The organism is Pragia fontium DSM 5563 = ATCC 49100 (assembly GCF_900112475.1).
Lineage (GTDB): Bacteria > Pseudomonadota > Gammaproteobacteria > Enterobacterales > Enterobacteriaceae > Pragia > Pragia fontium.
The window spans coordinates 54,529-70,959 of record NZ_FOLW01000002.1 but is presented as its reverse complement, the minus strand read 5'-3'; the positions used below and the strand labels follow the sequence as shown (position 1 = coordinate 70,959).

12 protein-coding genes and 4 tRNA genes are annotated in these 16,431 nt (G+C 42.7%); 2 read left to right on the top strand and 14 right to left on the bottom strand.

The window, feature by feature from the left end; genetic code table 11:
- Positions 1–17 precede the first annotated feature (17 nt).
- The 12 genes from BMZ28_RS03400 to BMZ28_RS03345 form a co-directional block, all read right to left on the bottom strand.
- A complete protein-coding gene (locus BMZ28_RS03400) occupies positions 18–1,499 on the bottom strand; it encodes a TolC family protein (protein ID WP_074820717.1) in 1,482 nt (493 codons plus the stop codon).
- Positions 1,500–1,590: 91 nt separating this feature from the next.
- Complete coding sequence (locus BMZ28_RS03395) at positions 1,591–3,171, bottom strand: MotA/TolQ/ExbB proton channel family protein (RefSeq protein WP_074820715.1); 1,581 nt, start codon at positions 3,169–3,171, stop codon at positions 1,591–1,593.
- A gap of 1,372 nt (positions 3,172–4,543) precedes the next feature.
- A tRNA-Arg gene (locus tag BMZ28_RS03390) sits at positions 4,544–4,620 on the bottom strand.
- 204 nt (positions 4,621–4,824) lie between these two features.
- A tRNA-Arg gene (locus tag BMZ28_RS03385) sits at positions 4,825–4,901 on the bottom strand.
- A gap of 74 nt (positions 4,902–4,975) precedes the next feature.
- Positions 4,976–5,052: transfer RNA gene (locus BMZ28_RS03380), tRNA-Arg, on the bottom strand.
- Between the two features lie 25 nt (positions 5,053–5,077).
- Positions 5,078–5,170: transfer RNA gene (locus tag BMZ28_RS03375), tRNA-Ser, on the bottom strand.
- 282 nt (positions 5,171–5,452) lie between these two features.
- Entirely contained in the window at positions 5,453–5,638 is a 186-nt protein-coding gene (csrA, locus tag BMZ28_RS03370; protein WP_027275176.1) for a carbon storage regulator CsrA, read from the bottom strand.
- 273 nt (positions 5,639–5,911) lie between these two features.
- Positions 5,912–8,539 (bottom strand): alanine--tRNA ligase, encoded by a 2,628-nt coding sequence (gene alaS, locus BMZ28_RS03365; protein ID WP_074820711.1) that lies wholly within the window; start codon positions 8,537–8,539, stop codon positions 5,912–5,914.
- Between the two features lie 140 nt (positions 8,540–8,679).
- The gene (locus BMZ28_RS03360; protein ID WP_074820709.1) at positions 8,680–9,162 is read right to left on the bottom strand and encodes a regulatory protein RecX; all 483 of its coding nucleotides are present in this window, start codon (positions 9,160–9,162) and stop codon (positions 8,680–8,682) included.
- Between the two features lie 27 nt (positions 9,163–9,189).
- On the bottom strand, positions 9,190–10,233 hold the full coding sequence (recA, locus tag BMZ28_RS03355; protein ID WP_074820708.1) for a recombinase RecA: 1,044 nt from the start codon (positions 10,231–10,233) through the stop codon (positions 9,190–9,192).
- Positions 10,234–10,337: 104 nt separating this feature from the next.
- Positions 10,338–10,826, bottom strand: a complete 489-nt coding sequence (pncC, locus tag BMZ28_RS03350) for a nicotinamide-nucleotide amidase (RefSeq protein ID WP_162488760.1) — start codon at positions 10,824–10,826, stop codon at positions 10,338–10,340.
- Positions 10,827–11,057: 231 nt separating this feature from the next.
- The gene (locus BMZ28_RS03345; protein WP_074820706.1) at positions 11,058–11,615 is read right to left on the bottom strand and encodes a Ppx/GppA phosphatase family protein; all 558 of its coding nucleotides are present in this window, start codon (positions 11,613–11,615) and stop codon (positions 11,058–11,060) included.
- A gap of 240 nt (positions 11,616–11,855) precedes the next feature.
- Between BMZ28_RS03345 and BMZ28_RS03340 the strand changes: the two genes are divergently transcribed.
- On the top strand, positions 11,856–12,590 hold the full coding sequence (locus tag BMZ28_RS03340; RefSeq protein ID WP_074820704.1) for a MurR/RpiR family transcriptional regulator: 735 nt from the start codon (positions 11,856–11,858) through the stop codon (positions 12,588–12,590).
- A gap of 216 nt (positions 12,591–12,806) precedes the next feature.
- Positions 12,807–14,243 carry a 6-phospho-beta-glucosidase gene (locus tag BMZ28_RS03335; RefSeq protein WP_074820702.1) on the top strand — a complete coding sequence of 479 codons (1,437 nt, stop codon included), beginning with the start codon at positions 12,807–12,809 and terminating at the stop codon, positions 14,241–14,243.
- 76 nt (positions 14,244–14,319) lie between these two features.
- Here the strand turns inward: BMZ28_RS03335 and BMZ28_RS03330 are convergent, their stop codons facing one another.
- Positions 14,320–15,063, bottom strand: a complete 744-nt coding sequence (locus tag BMZ28_RS03330) for an SDR family NAD(P)-dependent oxidoreductase (RefSeq protein WP_074820700.1) — start codon at positions 15,061–15,063, stop codon at positions 14,320–14,322.
- Between the two features lie 236 nt (positions 15,064–15,299).
- Positions 15,300–16,385, bottom strand: a complete 1,086-nt coding sequence (mltB, locus tag BMZ28_RS03325; RefSeq protein WP_074820698.1) for a lytic murein transglycosylase B — start codon at positions 16,383–16,385, stop codon at positions 15,300–15,302.
- Positions 16,386–16,431 lie beyond the last annotated feature (46 nt).

Sequence of the window (16,431 nt, the reverse complement as noted above, 5' to 3'; positions counted from 1 at the left end):
CTTTCTGCTTCCTGTTTTTAGCGTAGCTTGAGCATGGTAATGCCGTTATCTACCTGCCCTGAGAGCAGATAAAGTCCTAATACGGATAAATAATAATCATATTGCGATGTCACCCGTCCCACGCTGGCATTAAAGAAGTCTGTCTGTACGCTAATTAGGTCATTCAAACTACGGGTACCTAAACGAAACTCATCTAAATATAAATTTTTCGTACGGCTGGCATCCGTTTTGGCCTGACCTTGGATTCTCCACAAATCTTTGGCATTCAGTGCATCGTTAGATAAGTTAAATGCCATTTCGCTGACATCACGCTGTAACTGACCATATGACGCTTCAGCCATACGTAAGCGAGCTAATGCCTGACCAATACGTGAACTATTAATTCCTCCATCCAGTACGGGAACACTCACTTGCAAAGCAACGTTACCGCCTAAATAGTTACCGTCTAAATTCTCCGGGTGTTGGAAAGGCCGCTTGTAACCCCCAACAACATCCACGCTAGGATAGCGACCAGATCTGGCCGCAGAAACATCCTCTTTAGCACCGTTCAGCTCAGCCAAACGGGCTTTAATATTTGGATTTTCTAACCGGACTCTGGCAATCATGGCATTAAAATCAATGTTCGCAGGAATATCTGCGAGCTCAACCATTTCAATGGATATCTCTTGCCCCAACAAACTACGTAGTTTTTGTTTTGCTTTGGTCAACTGAAGATCAATGGTTTTCTGACGATTTTTAGCGTTGGTCAGCGCTAACTGCCCTCTAATCAGTTCCGATTCGGGGGAACCACCTCCAGCAACCCTAATTTTTAATGTATCAACCAACTCTGAAGTCACTGTCACGTAATCTTTGGCGGCAGCCAGCAATAATGTGTAACGACGAACATCGAGATAAGCTTTGGTGGTATCAAAAGAAACCGAGTTAATTTCACTATCCGAACTAAAAAGTGCCGACCGATGAATCTCATGGGCACTGCCAACCGCATGACTGGTTCGACCAAAGTCCATCAGGTTATATTGCAATGTTAATTGCATCTGGGAATATTCATCAAAAGATCGCGCCACTTTAGCACTGCGGTCGGAGAGCCAATCTGCCGTTTTTACCATCGCTTGCAATTTTGGATAGTAGCCTGCTTTAGCCTCATCGATTCGTAACTCTGCTTCATCAACTTTTGCGCGGCTTATCACCGTACGCAATGAATATTCTTGAGCTTGTTTCAATGCCGCCGTCAGTGAAAACATTCCAACGCTGGATGCCGGTTTAAATATTCCTTCTTTTGAGCTATCTGCCATGAGGTCTGAAGAGGCAACGATAACCGAGTTAAATACAACCGCAGTATTCGTTTCTACCTCATTGTTTGGGGCCTCAATATTCGGGACGCCACTACTCTCTTCCGAGTTTAATGTATGTATTTGTGTATCTGACGTTCCAGAACGACATCCGGAAATAAGAAGCGCACATAAAACAGAATAAACTATTTTTTTTCTTTTTATTTTCATAATATTAAAACATCCCTGTAGCGTTCTTACGACTCAATCACTACCTGAAAACACGGTTCGGTATAAACAATAATTCATTGATAAAAAGAAATTAGTTTATTTCTGCTGGCACGGCTTTCTGGTCTTCTTTCTGGATATTGCGGTATTCCTCCATAAACACTTCACTACTCGAGCGCATAAAAATGTTAGCTTCTGTAATTTGGCGCATACATTCAAGTAATGCATTATTCTGAGACTGAATGGCTTGAGAAATATTGTCAGAATCACCAGCCCCCATTCTCAGTATGGATTCCAGAGTAAGTATCTGTTGGCGGCCGCCTTGTATTTCAGCCTGTAAACTCTTCAAACTATCGGCAACCTGAATAAAGGTATCACCGAGCTGAATTCGATTCTGGTTAAGATACCCCGTACATTCAATCAGGGCTTGTTTCACATATTTCACTGAGGTAGATGTTTCCTGCCCGGTATTAACAAGATCATCCTGTTTCAGGCTCTGCTGCTCAGCATGCTGGTTTAATTCGCTTAACTCATATTGGATACCGTTTAATCCCTTCGATAATCCTTCCTGAACCTGAAGTGACTGTTGAAGAACTTCGCCATTAACGGAGAGATAATGATTAGTATTTTGTAAAGCGGTAACCAGACCTGATTGCTGATTCAGTGAACCCTGCAAAATATCAACAATATGGCGATTATGAACATCAATAATGTCCATAACGTGCTGATGATTATTTTCCAGATTCTCCAACGTACTTTGCTGACTTTCTGCAACAGCCTGTTGACTGGCAAATAATTTTTCCTGGCAGGCTAACAATTTATTCAAATAACCAATACTCTCATGTTGTTGAGCTTGCTGAACTTCAGTGAACTTTAAGATTCCCCTTAACAAACGCTCAACTTCATAATTCGGACCAATTCCACTGGCTGGCGCATACTGGCTAACACCTGGCCGACCATCGGCCAAATTGCTGGTATATCCTTCATCCCCTGAATTACTCTCAGCAAGTTGTGTATGAACCCAGCCATCAATATCAGTATATAAATGCTCTGATGCGGTACTTAGCATATGAGCGATAAGTCCCATCACCAGTGAACCTAATAACCCAAGTAACGATGCAGTAAATGCAGCAGACATCCCACCTAAAGGTGCGGCCAAACCGTCCAACAATGCCGAAATTTCGCTGTTACCAGAACTCATCACGCCAATCGCTGATTTAATACTGCCCATGGTCATAATCAGACCAATAAACGTTCCTAATAACCCCAGACCAACCAGTAGTCCTGAAAGATATTCTGCACCGGTCACTTTACGCGTTAAAGATTCTCTTAACGTTTGTAACAAAGCCCCACGGACTTCACTATTAGAATGCATCAAGTCGGATATACGACTTTGCAGTGGGTTAATTGCACCTCGTAAACGAACCGATGTACCTTCTGAAGGCGTTGTTTGCGTAAAACGACGCCAATCTCTGATACCAATCACCAGAGAAATCGCCATAAAAAATGAATAGAGAACACCAACAATCTGAACGGTAATAATACTGGCATTGACTAACGGAGAATGATCAATGGTTTCTAATAGATCGTGGAAAAAAAAGACATAGCAACCAACGATTACCGCTAGAATAATAAATATAAATCGTAATGATTGGCTTGCTGATTTTAACGACATGCTTATACATCCTTATAATAAACATCTTAATTATTTAAGTGTCTATATATCTCCAAAAGACAAAAAACCGATGGCCCGATAACTTAATTATCTATAGCCTAATAAAAATTCACTTGAAACAACCAGATATGAAAACCATTAAGAATATTACTGCCATGTAAATAGCTTGATAATATCCTGTTTCGCTATTTTCTGACTCAGCGAAAAACTTGATTTAATAAATACTAAAGAGTGTCATCATACTAATATAAACCCTAAGTTATTTATCAAATTAGCGCTAAGCACAATGAGAATCACCTGTTCCCTATTGGTAAATAATAACAATACTGCCCTTACAAATAAAAGCTTAACTATAAAATTTCACATATATAGATTTTTATTTCAAAAAAAACAAAGAAAACAACTTAAAATAATTTACCATTCATTATTCACTCTAACCAAAATGACCGAGGATCAAAGAAATCTGGTCATTAATAATACATTAATAAGTTAAAACCGGCTTACCCCTGGCGATTATAAAATTTCCTATTATCAAAATTGCACTAATTAGTATTTCATGTGGATAGTTAAATCCAAAAAAGACTTAAACATCATTGAAAATGATAATAATTTTATACAAAATTGTGTCACAATAAATACCGAATATGTATTCGGCCATTTTAAAAACATCATTTCATTTAAAAAAATCAAATGACTAAAATTAGGTATTTACTATTTTATCGATTTACATCAACAATATTAATCAACATTTCCATAACAAAATCATTAGCAGTAACTAACAATCGCAGGCAAACTAATTTACACATCATGTCTAATCAGCGATAACGATAACCAAGCCCAAACTTTTCGATTAGTCACTCCAGGTTCATTAGATTAGCGACAAGCTCAGATACAATTCGTATTCATCAACACCACTGAATGCTTATCCACACAATATAATCCGTCCAAAAAACGAATTAACGGCACTCTTAGGCATCGCGGTAAACCATCCTGAACTTGACCCTGACTTGATTTAATACTCAAACCAAGCAGCCGCTATGGCGCTAGATTTGGATATGTTGGAGTATATTGAAGAATTGCGTAATAAAGGCCGCTGTCATCATGTTATAAGCCCTCTGCATAACTTGCCAGATACTACGCTAAGCATACCCAATAGGAAGCTCTGCTCTATGCTGCACTTTTAAAGAGTATTAGCACCAAAGCCAGAAGGGATTAACTGGGAATAAAAAAGGAATCAAGAAGAAGATGCTGCACCCAAGAGGACTCTACTATTGTCTCGATCTGCGAGACGCTACTTACGCAACGTTATACGCCCTCTGCACTTTTGCAAAAGCTTAACGAGATAAAAAGTAATTAGGATGTAAGAAGAAGATGGTGCACCCGAGAGGATTCGAACCTCTGACCGCTCGGTTCGTAGCCGAGTACTCTATCCAGCTGAGCTACGGGTGCTCTTTGAAATACTAAAACAGACGCGATAATTCTATCTGCTTGAATATCGTAACTAAAACGATATTGATAATAAGATGGTGCACCCGAGAGGATGACTCCACTATTGTTTCGCCCTTCGGGCCGTTGCTTACGCAACGTTATCCTCTCTCTGCGTTTTCGCAAAACCTTAACGCTACAAAAAGTAACTAAGATTTAAGAGGAAGATGGTGCACCCGAGAGGATTCGAACCTCTGACCGCTCGGTTCGTAGCCGAGTACTCTATCCAGCTGAGCTACGGGTGCTCTTTGAAATACTAAGACATACGCGATAATACTATCTGTTTGAATATCGTTGCTAAAACAATATTCACATAAGATGGTGCACCCGAGAGGATTCGAACCTCTGACCGCTCGGTTCGTAGCCGAGTACTCTATCCAGCTGAGCTACGGGTGCAGATTACTAAAATCTGTAATAAGAATGGCGGTGAGGGAGGGATTCGAACCCTCGATGCAGCTTTTGACCGCATACTCCCTTAGCAGGGGAGCGCCTTCAGCCTCTCGGCCACCTCACCGTTCTTACTACTTACAATACCTTCAACATTTGAAATGCTTATCGGCACTGCGTGGCGCACATATTACTTTCCCGGGCTTATAAGTCAAATACTTTTTTATTCATAACGTTCGTTTGTGCACTAAGCAAACAACCCGAACAGTTTACCAGCAAAAAATGCGCATAAAATGGCTATCACCAGCAACGAATAATCAATATTGAATGATGGAAAAACGGGAGAGGGATAAAGCAGGAAAGGAAAAATCAACGCGCCTCACTCAACAAAGCGAGACGCGCCAAAAGCTTAAAAAGTCGATTGCTGTGACTTCTCAGCCTGAATTCGTTGGTAGATCTCTTCACGATGAACAGATACTTCTTTAGGTGCATTAACACCTATACGAACTTGATTACCTTTTACGCCCAGAACGGTAACGGTAACTTCATCACCAATCATTAACGTCTCACCAACTCGACGAGTTAGAATAAGCATTCTTTGCTCCTTGACAGATTAAACAGACCATTGCTTCTCTTGTGCATCCTGCCCATTATCCATGATATACCACAAGAACGTAAGCTATTACAGCCGATACCGATCGTTTTAGCTCAAACTCATTCTATCAATAACCAAGATAAGAACATGTATACATCTAAGTTTAGCCAACTTTTTTAAATTTGTGTTTTACTTACGTTAAAAATATTAACAAAATCCGCATATATAAACAAAGCAACAAACGCTATTATGATAAATATGCGGCTTAATACTTTATAACTTCGCAGCAACCCAGCTCTCAACTGTAGCCAACGCTGCTGGTAATGCACTAGTATCCGTACCGCCGGCCTGTGCCATATCAGGACGACCTCCGCCTTTACCACCCACTAACTGTGCGACGGTTCCAATAAGCTCACCGGCTTTTACCCGATCAACCAAATCTTTAGTTACGCCAGCAATCAGGCTTACTTTGCCATCATGTACGGTTGCTAACACAATGATACCAGAACCTAACTGATTCTTGATATCATCAACCATCGTACGTAGCATTTTAGGCTCAACGTTATTCAAATTACTGACCAGCAGCTTCACACCTTTTACATCTATCGCCTTATTGACTAACGACGAACTTGCCTGTGCTGCCATCTGATCTTTCAGCTGTTGCAACTCTTTTTCAACTGCGCGGCTATGTTCCAGTAATCCTTTTACTTTCTCAATTAAGCCATTGCCATCACTTTTAACCAGTGATGCTACCTCATTTAACACATCACTTTGTTGATGCATAGCAACAATCGCGTTTTCGCCCGTTACAGCTTCAATACGACGAATACCCGCAGCAATACCCGACTCAGAGGTAATACGGAATAAACCAATGTTACCCGTTGACTCAGTATGCGTACCACCACAAAGTTCAGTCGAGAAATCACCCATTGAAAGTACACGAACTTTATCATCGTACTTCTCACCGAATAACGCCATAGCACCTTTGGATTTAGCATCATCTAAATCCATAATATTGGTTTCAACCGTCAAATTACGACGAATCTGCTGGTTAACCAAATCTTCAACAGCACGAATTTGTTCCGGTTTCATTGCTTCAGAATGGGAGAAGTCAAAACGCAAATAGCTGTCGTTTACTAATGAGCCTTTTTGAGCAACGTGCTCACCCAATATCTGGCGTAATGCAGCATGAAGCAAGTGAGTAGCAGAGTGATTCAAACGAATTCGCTCACGACGTACACCATCGACGATAGCATCAACACTATCTCCAACGTTCAGTTCACCTTGCGTTAAACGGCCAATGTGACCAATGGCTTGACCATACTTCTGAGTATCCTGTACATCAAAAGCAAACTTAGCTGATTTAAGCAAACCAGCATCACCTACCTGACCACCGGATTCACCGTAGAATGGCGTCCCATCAAGAATAACGACCGCTTCCTGCCCCTGTTGAACACGATTGACTTCCTGACCATCAACAAACAAAGCAACCACTTTAGAAGACTGCTCCAGACGCTGATAGCCGCTGAAATCTGTTTCACCTTCAACGCGAATCAGCTTACTGTAATCTACGCTAAAACCACCGGACTCACGGGCTCGACGACGTTGTTCTTCCATCGCTTTTTCAAACCCGGCTTCATCAACTTTGATATTACGCTCACGGCAAACGTCTGCCGTTAAATCGAGTGGAAAACCAAAAGTGTCGTACAGACGGAATGCAGTTTCACCCGCTAATGTATCACTGGTTAACTGGGCAAGTTCTTCATCCAGCAGGGCCAGACCTCGTTCCAGCGTACGCGCAAACTGCTCTTCTTCCGTTTTTAGAGTTTGCTCAACCATCGACTGTTGACGCAGTAGCTCATCAGCAGCACTGCCCATTACACTAATCAGTGGTTTCACCAGCTTATAGAAGAACGTTTCTGTAGCGCCCAGCATATGGCCATGGCGAACCGCACGACGAATAATACGGCGTAACACATATCCTCGCCCTTCATTTGACGGCACTACACCATCAGAAATCAGGAATGCGCATGAACGAATATGATCGGCAATAACGCGTAAAGATTTGCTGTCTAAATCCGTTGCTTTAGTCTCTTTGGCTGCTTCAGCAATCAGAGTGCGGAACAGGTCAATATCATAGTTAGAATTAACGTGTTGCAGTACTGCTGCAATACGCTCCAGCCCCATACCGGTGTCTACTGAAGGTTTAGGTAATGGCAGCATGGTACCGTCAGACTGACGGTTAAACTGCATAAAGACGATGTTCCATATCTCAATATAGCGATCGCCATCTTCTTCTGGGGATCCCGGAGGCCCACCCCAAATATGATCGCCATGATCAAAGAATATTTCGGTACATGGGCCACAAGGACCGGTATCACCCATCTGCCAGAAGTTATCCGAGGCAAACGCAGCACCTTTGTTATCACCGATGCGAATAATTCTTTCGTGGGGAACGCCAATATCATTAGCCCAAATGTCATAGGCTTCATCATCGGTGGCGTAAACGGTCACCCATAACTTCTCTTTTGGCAGATTAAACCACTCCGCCCCGGTCAATAATTCCCAGGCAAAGTTAATCGCATCATGCTTAAAGTAATCACCAAAGCTGAAATTACCTAACATTTCAAAGAAAGTATGATGGCGGGCCGTGTAACCCACGTTTTCTAAATCGTTGTGTTTACCACCAGCACGCACACAACGCTGTGAAGTCGTCGCTCGGGTATAAGGGCGCTTATCAAGCCCCAAAAACACATCTTTAAACTGGTTCATCCCCGCATTGGTAAACAGAAGCGTAGGATCGTTATGAGGGACTAAAGAACTGCTGGCAACAACCTGATGCCCTTTACTATTAAAGAAATCGAGAAACGCTTGACGGATCTCAGCGGTGCTCTTGCTCATATAATTTCCAATATCTGGCTAAAATGAAGGCTATCCGTAAGTAAAGTACAGCGAATCAGAAGAAAAATGGCTGGCTTACGAATTAAAAGTAGGCATAAGATAAAATTTCTTTGATGGGAAGTAAATCCACAGAGGGTTTATTATTCAGAATCAGTAAAAACTGATTGGATTTCATCCTGCATAAAACCCCGGTAGGCGAGATAACGCTGAACTTTAGATTTCTCTTTCCAGTCAGTGGGTAACTCATAGCCAAAACGTCTGACAGCAACCTCTCTGGCCTTCAGATACCAGTCAACTTCACATTCCGACATCGCATGACGAATTTCATCACGATTGATGCCTTTTTGCTGTAATTCAGACTGAATACGTTGTGGACCATAACCTTTATTGCTGCGGCTAATAATAAAACGGCGGGCATAGTCGGCATCGTTCAACCAGTTGTGTTGATGGCAATACTCAATAACCTGGTTGATAGACTCTTCTGAGATGGGCGTTTTTTCTGCGTAACGGTCTTTACTAAAACCGTCAAAAGGAGAATGCGCCGCAAGCTTACGGCGCATTTCTTGTTCACTGTAATCACGCTGAGCCAGTAATCGCATCGCTCGTGGTAACAGTGATTTCATTTAAACAAAGATCCTAATGAGTGCTAATTAAAGCTCTTCGCCTTCAGGTAGCTCTGATTCGGCTTCAGCTTCAATCACCGGATTATTACTCAATAGCAAGTCACGAAGGCGTTTTTCCAGCTCAGAAGAGATAGCCGGATTCTCCAGTAAAAACTTCATTGAGTTAGCCTTACCCTGACCAATCTTGTCACCGTTATAGGCATACCATGCGCCGGATTTGTCAACCAGCTTATGTTTCACGCCTAAGTCAATCAGCTCGCTCTCTTTAGAAATGCCAGCACCGTAAAGAATTTGGAAGTCAGCCTGACGGAATGGTGCAGCAATCTTGTTCTTCACCACTTTAACGCGGGTTTCGTTACCAACCACTTCGTCACCGTCTTTAATCGCACCAACGCGGCGGATATCCAAACGAACAGAAGAGTAGAACTTCAGCGCGTTACCACCAGTAGTGGTTTCCGGGTTACCAAACATCACACCAATTTTCATACGAATCTGGTTAATAAAAATTACCAGACATTTCGCATTCTTAATATTACCGGTTAGCTTACGCAGCGCTTGAGACATCAAACGAGCCTGCAGACCAACGTGTGAGTCCCCCATTTCGCCTTCAATTTCCGCTTTCGGCGTTAGTGCCGCCACGGAGTCGATAATGATGACATCAACAGCACCAGAACGCACCAACGCATCACAAATTTCAAGGGCTTGTTCGCCGGTATCCGGCTGGGAGATCAACAGGTCATCAACCTGTACGCCTAATTTTTCCGCATAAACGGGATCCAGCGCATGCTCCGCATCGATAAAGGCACACGTTTTGCCTTCTTTCTGCGCTTGAGCAATAACCGATAGAGTCAAGGTAGTTTTACCGGAAGATTCTGGCCCGAAAATTTCAACAACGCGGCCCATCGGTAAACCACCAATGCCTAGTGCAATATCCAGGCTCAGAGAACCGGTAGAAACAGACTCCACATCAAGGGATTGAGTATCACCCAAACGCATGATTGAACCTTTACCGAACTGCTTTTCAATCTGCCCTAATGCAGCGGCAAGTGCTCTTTGTTTGTTGTCATCCATTGTGTGGCTCCATGGTTATAAATATGGTCATAAAAATGTATGAGGCTTCATTTCTAAAGCGATAAAATGATTATACTGTATAATCATACAGTATCAAGAGAGTTTTAAAGAAATTTTTCCAACACGACCGTCAATGCGTAATTTGCAGCCTGCTGGCGCACCTGATGACGATCACCGGTAAAGCATATCTTCCTAGCGAGTACCCGGCCATCCCGGTGTACCCAACTAAACCAGACCGTACCTACTGGTTTATCTTGCGTTCCACCATCTGGCCCAGCAATACCGCTGATAGCCACGGAAACATCAGCGTTAGCGGCTTTGAGAGCGCCACTCGCCATTTCACGTACCGTTAACTCACTGACAGCACCCCATTGGTGTAGCGTCTGCGGCTTCACTCCCAGTAAATCCTGCTTGGCCTGATTGCTGTAGGTAACAAAACCACGGTCAAAATAGGCCGAACTTCCCGGTATCTCAGTAATATATGCGGCCACCAGACCGCCGGTACAAGATTCTGCACAGGTAAACCACAGCCCTTGTCTGGCTAAGCGTTCCCCTACCTGCTGGCTTAATTCACACGTTCTTTTATTCAAAATCGATATCCCCATTTGGTTATCGTATTTTTAGCAACATCGTATAAAATACGCCAACTCACCACCATATGCCTCAGCGTATTTATCCTAGCGACATTCGAACACATTAGGCAAACCGCTTAAGTCAGCTTTGCCAAACACATTCCAACTTTTCCAATAATGAGATGAACCATATTTTAACGTACTAGAATAAAAAGTCTCTCTCGTTATTGATTCTCAAATTTAGATTAAACATTAAAGTTCAACCACAGTAATCGCCGAAAAACCCAAATGATGCATGAATTCACGTAAAATCAATAAACTGGCAGAAAAAACATTATCTTCAGGTATGCCTTCCCATGCCGCAGAGCGGCCTGACATTACTGCTGCCAAACTATCAAATACCCGCTCAACCTCTTCCAGAGAAAGTCTGTATTCAGGTTGAGGCGCGATTCCAAGTGCGCGGGCAATATCATCCAGCGTTCTATCAGCTGTATATAATTGTGAATCTGCAGTTATCTGATTGCTAATACGAATCACCTCATCCTCAACCGACATAATCGCCCTCTCCATTTCACCCTCCGTAGGAGGTTGATGAAAAAAGCAGTCTTTCGCAATATTTTCAGCGCCAATATTCAGCCGTTGAACAGTAGATAGTCGTTGTGAGCTTCCGGATAACACCCATGTTTTTTCCTGACCAATATGCAGTAAGGTTATTGGTAGATTGTGTTTTAGGCTGTGGCTTAGCTGAATAAACTGTTGCTGAATAGCGGCATCATCAGATGTTGAGATGATGGATGAGGAATCATTCATATCACTTTCCTGTCTGAAAACGTGTTACGCCAATCTTACAGCATATCACCCTGCTTATAAGCGTTATTGTGCCGTTAGATGGTTAATTTACAGCATACATAAATCAGCCTTTCGTCCTGTTCAGTCCGCATTCGATCAAGTATGCCGATAAACATAAAATCTGTTATTGTGTTATTAAATTTAGCCCTTATTCAAACGACTGGCGTTATTCAAACGACTGGCGTTTACTCAGGCATAACAATGTTTACTCATACTGCAATCGCAAATCTTAACGCTCTGGAATTGATAATTTATAACTATGTCATTAAGAATAAGGACAAAGTTATGTATATGACTATCCGTGAGCTTGCCGATGCAGCTGATGTTTCAACCACTACCGTTATGCGTTTTTGTAAGAAAATGGGCTGTGACGGATATTCTGAATTTCGTATTCGTTTTAAGCTCTCTATTGAGCAGGAAATCCATCAACCGGTTAATTTTGGCGTGGGTGAGATCGTCAGCTTCTTTAACAGCATCAATAATAAAGAATTCGATGAATTAATAAATCAAGCCGTTATTCACATTGCTAATGCGGACAGAATTGTCTTTGTCGGTGCGGGCTCTTCTGGCTCATTAGGGAAATACGGAGCGCGTTTTTTTTCTAACGTCGGTAAATTTAGCAATTATATTGACGACCCTTATTATCCGGTCAGTACAGATACCTTTAAAAATGCCGTAGCGATTATTCTTTCGGTCTCTGGAGAAACTCAGGAAATCCTTCGTCTGGCCAGTCAATTCAGCCTACACGGCTGCAAAGTTATTAGTATTACCAACAGTGAAACCTGTTCTTTAGCACGAATGGCTGACTTTAATCTTTCCTATCATATGCCTCAAACCATTGTCTCTGGCGGACATAATATTACTACCCAAGTCCCGGTTATTTATATATTAGAAGCGATCGGACATCATCTGGCACAAATGTCTTTGAGCAAATAAAACAGCTTGTTTTTTGGCGGTAACAAATCACTTTTTACCCTATTTGTTATATCGTGACATCCCCGTTATTTTTGTTAATCTTCAACAAAGCAAATTATTATCCCATGCATACTCGTTGGGCATATTTTCGCGTAGTCATAACTGATTACTGCACGTCCACACCTACACTAAACCAACGAGTTAAAATCATCATTATTACCAAATGAGAACTGCGATATGACACAGCATCAATTGCCTAAAGGTTTTTTATGGGGAGGCGCAGTCGCTGCCCATCAGGTTGAAGGTGGATGGAATCAGGGAGGCAAAGGCATCAGCATTGCAGATGTCTTAACCGGCGGCGCTCACGGCGTCGAACGCGTGATAACCGACGATATTCAACAAGACAACTATTACCCCAACCATCAGGCCGTTGAATTTTATTCGCACTATAAACAGGATATCGCCTTATTTGCTGAAATGGGCTTTAAATGCTTCCGCACCTCCATTGCCTGGACACGCATTTTCCCTAATGGGGATGAAGCCACGCCAAATGAAGCGGGTTTACAGTTTTACGATGACCTGTTTGATGAATTGCTCAAATACAATATTGAACCGGTGATTACTCTGTCGCACTTCGAGATGCCGTGGCATCTGGTAAAAGAGTATGGCGGCTGGAAAAATCGTCAGGTCGTTGATTTCTTCGTTAAGTACAGCGAAGTGGTCATGCGACGTTATCAGCACAAAGTTAAATACTGGATGACGTTTAACGAAATAAACAATCAACGTGACTATAAAGTCCCTTTATTTGGCTATTGCTGTTCTGGCGTTATATTCAATCAGGAACCGAATCCCGAAGAGTGCATGTATCAAGTACTGCATCATCAATTTGTTGCCAGTGCTCAGGTTGTGAAACTGGGGCACGCCATTAACCCAGCGTTTAAAATCGGCTGTATGATCGCCACTATTCCACTATATCCATTTTCCTGTAATCCGGATGATGTTATGTACGCGCAGGAAGCAATGCATCATCGTTTCCTATTCAGCGATGTTCAGGTTCGCGGCTATTACCCTGCCTATGCTCTGCTTGAATGGCAACGTAAAGGTTTTCATATTGACATGCAACCGCAGGATGCTGAAATCTTACGTGAAGGCTGCGTCGACTATATTGGCCTAAGTTATTACATGAGCAATGCCGTTTCAGCCGATACCAAAGGTAATACCGATGCTATTACCGGTTTTGAGAGCAGCGTAGTCAATCCTTATGTCAAAGCCTCAGACTGGGGCTGGCAAATCGATCCGGTTGGCCTGCGCTATTCGCTCAATATTCTGTATGAACGCTATCAAAAGCCGCTGTTTATCGTAGAAAACGGTTTTGGTGCCATTGATAAGATCGGTACAGATGGAAAGATTAACGATGATTACCGCATTGAGTATTTAAAAACCCATATTGAGCAGATGAAAAAAGCCGTTACTTACGATGGTGTTGAGTTAATGGGCTATACGCCATGGGGATGCTTGGACTGCGTATCATTTACCACCGGCCAATATGATAAACGTTACGGTTTTATTTACGTTGATAAACATGATGATGGAACTGGCACTATGGAGCGTTCGAAAAAAGTCAGCTTTGACTGGTATCGCCAGGTTATCGCCAGTAATGGTGAAATACTGTAACCGAATGGAGTAAAAAGCGGGTCACGAACTTCTACTATCAAAAAAGCGGAAGTTCGTGCTTTACTGCTGGCATTAATTATTGCGCCGTATAACCACCATCCACCAACACCGATGCGCCGTTAACAAAAGTCGCTTTATCTCCAGCCAGAAACAACACAACGTTAGCCACTTCTTCCGGACGCCCTAAACGCCCCTGAGGGTGTAGGCTTACCAACGCATCTTTCTGTTCCGAAGTTAAGGCACTGAGTAATGGCGTATCAATATAGCCGGGACAAACCGCATTAATTCGAATGCCTTGACTGGCATAATCAACAGCCAACGTTTCCGTCAACAGCTTAACTCCACCTTTAGCCGCAGCATAAGCAGTAACGTGTTTCTTACCAACGAAACTATGGATAGAACCACAGTTAACAATAACCCCGCGTTGTTGGTTCTCCAACCAATGACTGATAGCGCATTTATTGCTGAGAAATACCCCGGATAAATTGATGTCGATAGTTTTTTGCCAGTCAGCCAGACTCAATTTATCAATAACGTTATCCCGGGCAATTCCCGCATTGGCAAACACAACATCCAGGCGTTTAAAATGCTTAATCGTTTGGACTATCAGGTTTTGCTGATCTGGTTCACTGGTAACATCCGTCTTAACAAACAGCGCATTAAATCCATCCTGTCTAAGTGACTCAGCTACTTTTTCACCTTGCTCGCTAATATCAGCAATAACGACTGACGCTCCTTCTCTGGCAAAGGCTTTTACCGCTTCAAGACCAATACCGCTACCACCCCCGGTAACAATGACGACTTTCTCCTGAAAACTCATACTGTTTACCTCTCATTGTCCTAAATAATCATATTTACTGTAATTATTGATACGCTCTAACCCAGCGGCTTGTTTCACATAAAATGGCATCCAGTTACAATAATTTTACAAATGAAAAGTAGCTTTTAACTTTGGCAAAACCAGGTGCACCAGCACCTGCCAACAGATAATCTCGTTGTGATATAACGCAAAAAGGGTCGCTGATTAGCGACCCTTTATTGAGTGAATAAACTTATTTACTGGCGCTTACGGGCAACCCGTACCGATTCTCCCAATTGCCAGACGGCCATGGCGTAATAAGTACTGTGGTTATAGCGAGTAATCGCGTAAAAATTGGGTAAGCCATACCAATATTGATAACTGCTTCCCATATCCAGACGCAGCAAGCTCACTTCCTTATGATGACTGGTTGAACCCTGCGGTTTTAAACCCGCCATAGCCAAAGTGGTCAAAGAATAACGGGTATTGTAACCATGCTTAAGTTCAGGCGCCTGTCCGATTGCCGGAACGGCTACAGTGGCTTCTTTCTCCCAACCATGAGACTTAAAATAATTAGCAACGCTGCCGATCGCATCTACCGGATCCCATAGATTGATATGTCCATCGCCGTTAAAATCCACCGCATAATCCTTAAATGACGAAGGCATAAACTGCCCATACCCCATGGCTCCGGCAAAAGAACCGCGTAAAGAAAGCGGATCATTACCTTCCGTTCGTGCCATCAGCAGAAACGTCTCCAGTTCTCCACTAAAATATTCTGCCCTACGCGGATATTCAAACGATAAGGTCGCCAGCGCATCGAGAATCCGCGTTCTGCCCATCACGCGTCCCCAACGGGTTTCCACGCCGATAATACCGACGATAATCTCAGGTGGTACACCGTAAATATTCCATGCGCGTTGCAGGGCTGCATCGTATTGATTCCAGAAAGCAACACCGTTTTGTATATTGTCAGGGGTAATAAATTTGTTGCTGTAACGAATCCATGCGCCATTCGGTTTTGGTATACCGACAGGTTTAGTTGTCGACGGAGCCTGCTTATCCATCAAGCGTAGCACGCTATCCAACCTTTTTGCCTGTGCCAATATGTCATGTAGTTGCTGACGATCAAAACCGTGTTTCTGCACCATATTATTAATAAAGCGCTCGGTTGCCGGGTTAGCGGCAAAATCACCGGTTAATGGATGAACCGCATGTTCTGGTTCAAGCTTGAATCCTCCCTGCACAAAAGTAGGTTCAGAGACAGTGTCAGTAGGTTTAGGCTTACTGCTACAGGCAGAGAGCAAAAAAATTAAAGGTATACAAGCAGCTAAATAACGCATCGGATATCCATACGGCGGTGTAAAAGAATTGGGCGCTATAGTAAAA

Coding starts and splice junctions, on each gene's coding strand:
- BMZ28_RS03395 (WP_074820715.1), bottom strand. CDS start 3,171: ATGTCGTTAAAATCAGCAAGCCAATCATTACGATTTATATTTATTATT.
- BMZ28_RS03330 (WP_074820700.1), bottom strand. CDS start 15,063: ATGAGTTTTCAGGAGAAAGTCGTCATTGTTACCGGGGGTGGTAGCGGT.
- BMZ28_RS03335 (WP_074820702.1), top strand. CDS start 12,807: ATGACACAGCATCAATTGCCTAAAGGTTTTTTATGGGGAGGCGCAGTC.
- alaS (WP_074820711.1), bottom strand. CDS start 8,539: ATGAGCAAGAGCACCGCTGAGATCCGTCAAGCGTTTCTCGATTTCTTT.
- BMZ28_RS03340 (WP_074820704.1), top strand. CDS start 11,856: ATGTTTACTCATACTGCAATCGCAAATCTTAACGCTCTGGAATTGATA.
- mltB (WP_074820698.1), bottom strand. CDS start 16,385: ATGCGTTATTTAGCTGCTTGTATACCTTTAATTTTTTTGCTCTCTGCC.
- csrA (WP_027275176.1), bottom strand. CDS start 5,638: ATGCTTATTCTAACTCGTCGAGTTGGTGAGACGTTAATGATTGGTGAT.
- recA (WP_074820708.1), bottom strand. CDS start 10,233: ATGGATGACAACAAACAAAGAGCACTTGCCGCTGCATTAGGGCAGATT.
- BMZ28_RS03400 (WP_074820717.1), bottom strand. CDS start 1,499: ATGAAAATAAAAAGAAAAAAAATAGTTTATTCTGTTTTATGTGCGCTT.
- BMZ28_RS03345 (WP_074820706.1), bottom strand. CDS start 11,615: ATGAATGATTCCTCATCCATCATCTCAACATCTGATGATGCCGCTATT.
- BMZ28_RS03360 (WP_074820709.1), bottom strand. CDS start 9,162: ATGAAATCACTGTTACCACGAGCGATGCGATTACTGGCTCAGCGTGAT.